The organism is Pedobacter sp. 10L46_2 (assembly GCF_056395165.1).
Genome location: NZ_JBFTIZ010000055.1, coordinates 25,870 through 33,241, shown reverse-complemented (window position 1 = coordinate 33,241; position 7,372 = coordinate 25,870). Strand labels below are relative to the sequence as shown.

The following is a 7,372-nucleotide window of genomic DNA, read 5'->3' as shown; positions in this document are numbered from 1 at the left end:
GGCCTTGCCTCAGGCAGTTCCTAACTCATTTGCAGAATGGATGTGTAAGGCTCAAGTGGATGGAATGCTTGATTTTACCATTGCTCAGCCAAAAGGATATGAATTAAGTGAAGATTTTACTCCTGGTGCAACCATTACACATAGTTTAGATGAAGCATTAAAAGGGGCGGATTATATTTATGTTAAAAATTGGTCTAGCTTTAAGGAGTACGGAAAAGTACTTACCTATCCGGAAGGATGGATGCTTAATAATGAGAAATTAGTAGGCACAAATAATGCAAAAGTAATGCATTGCCTGCCTGTTCGCAGAGACCTTGAACTCTCTTCTGAAATATTGGATGGCCCTAACTCGTTGGTTATCCATGAAGCGGGAAATCGTTTATGGGCAGCACAGGCCGTATTAAAACAAATGTTAGAAAAATTATAATAATCTGGTAACCATATGAAGAAACTCAGTGTAATTAAAATCGGCGGGAATGTTATAGATAATTCAGAAAAACTACATCAGTTTTTGCTTGATTTTACAGCGCTTCCCGGAGATAAGATTTTAATTCATGGCGGCGGTAAAATTGCAACTGAACTGGGGGTTTCATTGGGCGTAGAGGCCAAAATGGTAGAAGGAAGGCGTATAACTGATATAGAAACGCTTCGGATAGTTACCATGGTTTATGCCGGATTGATTAATAAGAATATGGTTGCCCAGTTACAGGCTAAGGGCAGCAATGCTATTGGCTTAACCGGCGCAGACGGAAACATAATAAAAGCTGTTAAAAGACCTGTAAAGGATATTGATTATGGTTTTGTTGGAGATCTTGATGAGACTTCCGTTTCCTCAGATACTTTAGATAGTCTGCTAAAGGCTGGCCTGGTTCCTGTATTGTGTGCGATAACCCATGATGGTGCTTCACAATTGCTAAATACCAATGCAGATACGATTGCATCTGCAGTTGCTGTTGCTATGTCTTCCCTTTATGATACGTCTTTAATTTACTGTTTCGAAAAGCGCGGAGTAATGAGGGATATTGATGATGACCAGTCTTTAGTACCGGTGATTAGAATGGGTGAATTTGAAACCCTGAAAAATGAAGGCGTAGTTTCGGGCGGAATGATACCTAAATTACATAATGCTTTTGAAGCTATAAAAAGTGGAGTTAGTGCAGTATATATTGGCAAAGCAGATGAATTGCCACAAATAGATCAACAGAATTTCGGAACCCGATTAATCAGATAATTATGAACCAGTTTAAAGGCAGTATTGCCATTTTAGGAAGCGGAAATATTGGTGTCTCTTTAGCCAAAGGGCTAGTTAAGGCGAGTTATGCAGAACCCGGTCAGATTACTTTGACTAGGCGCAATGTTTCTAATTTAACTGCATTTTCTGATCAGGGATTTATGGTTAGCGGCGAAAATGCTGCCGTAGTTGCTGCGGCTGATATTATTGTTCTGGCGGTTTTGCCTCAGCAATTGAATCAATTATTAGATCAAATACGCCCAGCTGTTGATCCAAAGAAACAGGTTTTCATTTCTGTTGCATCAGGTGTAAGCTGTATTGATATCAGAAATAAACTGGGAGATGCTGTACAGGTTGTAAGGGCAATGCCAAATACAGCTATAGCTATAGGCCAATCCATGACTTGTGTGGCCACCGATAATGCGTCTAAAGAGAACGTAGATGAGGTCGTTAGAATGTTTGAAACTGTTGGGGCTGTTGTTAAAATTAACGAGGACCTGATGACTTCTGCAACTGCACTATGTGCCTGTGGAATTGCCTTTTTCTTACGTGCAATAAGAGCAGCTTCACAGGGTGGAGTAGAAATTGGCTTCCATGCCGATGAAGCATTAAAAATGGCTGTGCAAACGGCAAAAGGTGCTGCGGATCTGCTATTGCAAATGCAGTCACACCCTGAACAGGAAATCGATAAAGTTACTTCCCCTAAAGGGTGTACAATAGCAGGATTAAACGAGATGGAGCATAATGGCTTCAGCTCATCTTTAATTAAAGGTATTAAGTTATCGGCAATCAAAGCCGGGGCTTTATACACTAAAGAATAATTACTTATGATAGAACAACTGCAAAAAGATAGTTTAGAATTGTTAAAAGAGCTAATAGGCATTCAGTCTTTTAGTAAAGAGGAAGATAAGACGGCTGATGCGATTGAACAGTTTTTGCAGCAACGTGATATAAAAACTTACCGGAAGCTTAATAACATCTGGGCATATAATAAGCACTTTGATAAGCGTAAACCTACCTTGCTTTTAAATTCTCATCATGATACCGTAAAGCCAAATTCAGGCTATACGCGTGATCCTTATGATGCAGCTATTGAAGACGGCAAATTATACGGGTTGGGAAGTAATGATGCAGGAGGATGCCTGGTATCGCTTATTGCAACATTTCTCTACTTTTATAATCAGGAAGAATTGAGCTATAACATTTGTTTGGCTACAACGGCCGAAGAAGAAATTTCAGGTAACAACGGTTTGGAATGTGTACTCCCTGATTTAGGTGAACTGGAATTTGCGATAGTAGGGGAGCCTACGCAAATGAATCTTGCAATTGCTGAACGTGGGTTGTTAGTATTAGACTGTACTTCAACGGGAAAAGCGGGACATGCTGCACGTGAGGAAGGAGACAATGCAATTTATAAAGCCCTTAAAGATATTGAGTGGTTCAGAAACTACCGCTTTTCTAAAATCTCTGAGGTATTTGGTCCGTTAAAAATGTCGGTTACAATCATCAATGCCGGCTCTCAGCATAATGTTGTTCCGGCTACATGTACTTTTACTGTAGATGTCCGCGTAACAGATGCCTATACCAATGAAGAGGTATTAAAAATTATCCGTACCAATGTAGATTGTGAAGTAACTCCAAGATCTATAAGATTAAAACCATCATCAATAGATAAAGAACATCCGTTGGTTCAGTCGGGCATTGCACTTGGAAGAACAACTTACGGATCTCCAACAACTTCAGATCAGGCTTTGTTGAGTATCCCTTCAGTAAAGGTTGGTCCTGGCGATTCAGCACGTTCTCATATGGCTGATGAATACGTTTATGTAAACGAGATTGCCGAGGGGATTGAGCTTTATATTGAAATGCTTAAGCCGGTAATAAAGGGCAAATAATTGTATTTTTGGTATCTATAATAGATTATAATGAAGATCTGGCAAAAAAACGTAAACGTAAATAAAGATATTGAAACCTTTACCGTCGGTAAAGACAGGGAATTGGATTTGCAAATGGCTGCTTTTGATGTGCTTGGTTCCCTTGCACATGTTGAAATGCTTGAAAGTATAGGATTACTTACCGCGGATGAGCTTAAGGCAATTCAAAAAGAACTTAAAAATATCTATGCCGATATTGAAGCCGGTAAATTTACTATTGATGATACGGTAGAAGATGTACATTCTCAGGTAGAATGGCTGCTTACCCAACGAATTGGAGATGCGGGTAAAAAGATCCATAGCGGTAGATCTCGTAATGACCAGGTCTTAGTTGATCTTAAACTTTTCTTTAGAAGCTGCATCGAAGAAATGGTTGGCAACACTTCTGTTTTATTTGGCCAGCTACTGGAATTAAGCAACACGCATAAAGATAAACTTTTACCAGGTTATACCCACTTGCAGATAGCAATGCCATCTTCTTTTGGATTGTGGTTTGGCGCATATGCTGAAAGCTTGGTTGATGATATGGAATTAATGCTGGCGGCATGGAAGATCTGTAATAAAAACCCTTTAGGATCTGCAGCAGGATATGGTTCTTCTTTCCCATTAAACAGAACAATGACTACTGAATTATTAGGCTTCGAAAGGCTAAATTATAATGTAGTGTATGCTCAAATGGGTAGAGGGAAAACTGAACGCATTCTGGCACAGGCCATGTCATCTGTAGCAGCATCATTAGCTAAAATGGCTATGGATGTTTGCTTATTCATTAACCAGAACTTTGGTTTCATTAGCTTCCCTGATGAACTAACCACCGGATCTAGCATCATGCCTCATAAGAAAAACCCTGATGTGTTTGAACTGATTCGTTCTCGCTGCAATAAGATACAGGCTTTGCCAAACGAAATTGCTATGATGATCACCAATCTTCCTTCGGGATACCATAGAGATCTTCAATTATTAAAGGAAAATCTATTTCCTGCAATTACCTCATTAAACGAGTGTTTGGAGATGACCACTTTCATGTTGCAAAACATCACTGTTAAAGACAATATATTGGCTGATAAAAAGTATGCATACTTGTTTAGTGTAGAAGTGGTAAATGAATTGGCATTAAAAGGGACTCCTTTCAGAGAGGCCTATAAAATCGTAGGTGAGTCAATAGAGAACGGAACATTTATACCTGGCACAGAAATACACCATACTCATGAGGGAAGCATTGGCAACCTATGCAATAGTGATATTGAAGACATGATGGACGAGATCCTGTCTCAGTTTAAATTTGAAAAAACCAAAGAAGCTATTCAGCAATTGCTATCTTAACTATAAATAAAGCATAAGAAATGAATGTATCAGTATTAGCAAACACCCTTATAGGCTCTGAAATCATTAAAATTGGTAACGAGGTTAATGATATGAAGCGAAAAGGAGCGCAGATTGCAAACCTGACCATTGGAGATTTTGATCCTTCGATTTTTCCAATCCCTGCTGAACTTAAAGACGAGATTATTGATGCTTACCATCATAACCATACCAATTATCCGCCTGCTGATGGTATCTTACCCCTTCGCGAAACGGTAGTAGACATTTTAAAGGACAGGTATTCATTGAACTATTCTGTATCTGATATTTTAATTGCAGGAGGTTCAAGACCCTTGATCTATGCCACTTACCTCGCTTTAATTGATCCTGGCGATAAGGTGATTTATCCTGCACCATCATGGAATAATAATCATTATTGTCACCTTTCATCAGCAAAAGGTATAGCTGTAGTAACTACGGTAGAGAATAACTTTATGCCCACTGCAGATCAGTTAAGGCCACATTTAAAAGGAGCAACGTTACTTGCGCTCTGTTCTCCATTAAATCCTACCGGTACAATGTTTACTCAGGAGCAGCTTGAAGAGATCTGTGAAGTGGTGATTGAAGAAAACAAATCAAGAGGAGCAAACGAAAAGCCCCTATATATCCTATACGACCAGATCTACTCTTTACTAACCTTTGGCCGCACACATGTTAATCCGGTAAGTTTACGTCCAGAACTAAAAGGGTATGTAATCTATATAGATGGAATTTCTAAATGCCTTTCTGCCACAGGTGTTAGGGTAGGATGGGCTTTTGGTCCGGAAGTTATTATCAGTAAAATGAAGGCATTGTTAGGTCATATTGGTGCATGGGCACCTAAGGCAGAGCAAGTAGCGGTAGCTAAGTACTTTAAAAACAACAATCTTGTTGATCTTTTCCTGGGCTCGTTTAAAGAGCAAGTTCAAATAAGTCTGGATGAGCTTCATAATGGCTTTCAGCAATTAAAATCAGAAGGCTTTAATGTGGATTCTGTAATTCCGATGGGAGCTATTTATTTGACGCTTAAAATCGATTACATAGGTAAAACAACACCATCCGGAGACTTGATTAAAAACAGTGCAGACGTAAATTTCTACTTAATTAAAGAAGCTCAGGCAGCGCTGGTCCCTTTTTCGGCTTTTGGAAACGACGAATCAATGGCCTGGTTCAGAGCTTCTGTTGGTGGATGCTCTTTGCAGGATATTAAAGATATGTTACCGAGAATTAAAGCCGCGCTAGGAAAGCTAAAATAAAAGCTATTTGAATTCCGAAGTTTTGTGAAATTCGATATCCGGATAATCCCTCATGGTCATATTGATCATGAATTCATTATCTGCAAGGAAAACGGGGTTGCCATCTTTATCTTGACCAATATGCTGTTGCTTACGTTTTAGGAACTCCTCTAATTTCTTCTTGTCTTTAGATGTTACCCAGTTTGATCTGCCATAGCTTAAGGTTCTGAAATATGCTTTAGCACCATATTCATGCTCAAGTCTGAAGGCAATAACTTCAAATTGAAGCTCTCCAACAGCACCTATTATTTTTCTGTTTCCAGGCTGTTGTATAAATAGCTGAGCAACGCCTTCTTCGGTAAGCTGTTGTATGCCTTTTTCCAGCTGTTTAGTGCGCAGAGGGTCTCTATTCTCAACTTCCTTAAATATTTCAGGAGAGAAGCTGGGAATGCCCTTAAACTGCAATTGTTCTCCTTCTGTAAGGGTATCGCCAATTTTGAAATTGCCACTATCATATAATCCTACAACATCACCTGGCCAAGCCTCTTCTACAATGCTCTTCTCATTGGCCATAAAGTCCATTGGGTTAGAGAATTTTAGTTTTTTACCTTGTCTGGTATGGAAGTAAAATTTATTACGCTCAAATTTTCCTGAACATATTCTTAAAAAGGCAATACGGTCACGGTGTTTAGGGTCTAAGTTAGCATGGATCTTAAAAACAAAGCCTGAAAAGTTCTTTTCATTAACCAGAACCTCACGCTGTTCAGCTTCCCGGCTTCTAGGGCTTGGGGCAATCTGAACAAAAGTGTCTAAAAGCTCTTTTATACCAAAGTTGTTAATAGCACTTCCAAAAAATACAGGAGCAAGCAAACCTTCGGTGTACATGCTTTTGTCAAGCTTACCATAAACGCCTTCTACCAGTTCTAAGTCACCTTTTAAGCCATCAAGCTCCTTCGGCTTTAAAAACTTACCCAGGTTTTCATCGTTCAGATCGCTTACTTCAATAACAGGCTCGCTAATCTTAGTCTTATCTGGTTCAAATAGGTTCAGGTGATTATTGTAAATGCTATAAACCCCTTTAAAAGTATGTCCTTGCCCAATAGGCCAGGAAAGAGGGCATAAGCTGATGTTAAGTTTATTCTCAATTTCATCAAGCAGATCAAATGCATCCTTACCCTCACGATCCATCTTATTAATAAAGATGATCACAGGGGTATTACGCATCCGGCACACAGCCATTAACTTTTCAGTTTGCTCTTCAACACCCTTTACACAGTCTACTACCAGAATAACACTGTCAACTGCCGATAGGGTACGATAAGTATCCTCAGCAAAGTCTTTGTGACCAGGGGTATCTAATATATTGATGCGCTTGTTGCTATACTCAAATCCCATTACAGAAGTAGCTACGGATATTCCACGTTGCTTTTCTATTTCCATAAAATCGGAGGTATTGCTTTGATTTGCTTTATTCCGTTTAACTGCCCCGGCAGTATTAATAGCCCCTCCAAAAAGTAAAAATTTCTCTGTTAATGTAGTTTTACCTGCATCGGGGTGACTGATAATGGCAAATGTTTTTCGTTTTTCTATTTCCGGGTTAATCATAAAGAGTTTAAGCGTGTTGTGCTTGA

At 39.3% G+C, this 7,372-nt stretch carries 6 protein-coding genes and 1 pseudogene; 6 read left to right on the top strand and 1 reads right to left on the bottom strand.

What is annotated here, in order from left to right:
* From AC1DDX_RS08500 to AC1DDX_RS08475, 6 genes and pseudogenes are all read left to right on the top strand, one after another.
* Positions 1–427: pseudogene (locus AC1DDX_RS08500) on the top strand (acetylornithine carbamoyltransferase); the annotation flags it as partial.
* A gap of 15 nt (positions 428–442) precedes the next feature.
* Complete coding sequence (gene argB / locus AC1DDX_RS08495) at positions 443–1,231, top strand: acetylglutamate kinase (protein ID WP_172662255.1); 789 nt, start codon at positions 443–445, stop codon at positions 1,229–1,231.
* A 2-nt stretch (positions 1,232–1,233) separates the two neighbouring features.
* A complete protein-coding gene (gene proC / locus AC1DDX_RS08490; RefSeq protein WP_172662254.1) occupies positions 1,234–2,052 on the top strand; it encodes a pyrroline-5-carboxylate reductase in 819 nt (272 codons plus the stop codon).
* Between the two features lie 6 nt (positions 2,053–2,058).
* A complete protein-coding gene (locus AC1DDX_RS08485) occupies positions 2,059–3,126 on the top strand; it encodes a M20 family metallo-hydrolase (protein ID WP_172662253.1) in 1,068 nt (355 codons plus the stop codon).
* A gap of 30 nt (positions 3,127–3,156) precedes the next feature.
* The gene (gene argH / locus AC1DDX_RS08480) at positions 3,157–4,488 is read left to right on the top strand and encodes an argininosuccinate lyase (protein ID WP_172662252.1); all 1,332 of its coding nucleotides are present in this window, start codon (positions 3,157–3,159) and stop codon (positions 4,486–4,488) included.
* A 20-nt stretch (positions 4,489–4,508) separates the two neighbouring features.
* Positions 4,509–5,762, top strand: a complete 1,254-nt coding sequence (locus AC1DDX_RS08475) for a pyridoxal phosphate-dependent aminotransferase (RefSeq protein ID WP_337717039.1) — start codon at positions 4,509–4,511, stop codon at positions 5,760–5,762.
* Between the two features lie 3 nt (positions 5,763–5,765).
* Here AC1DDX_RS08475 and AC1DDX_RS08470 read toward each other — a convergent pair whose 3' ends face one another.
* A complete protein-coding gene (locus AC1DDX_RS08470; protein WP_172662250.1) occupies positions 5,766–7,346 on the bottom strand; it encodes a peptide chain release factor 3 in 1,581 nt (526 codons plus the stop codon).
* Between the last annotated feature and the right edge of the window lie 26 nt (positions 7,347–7,372).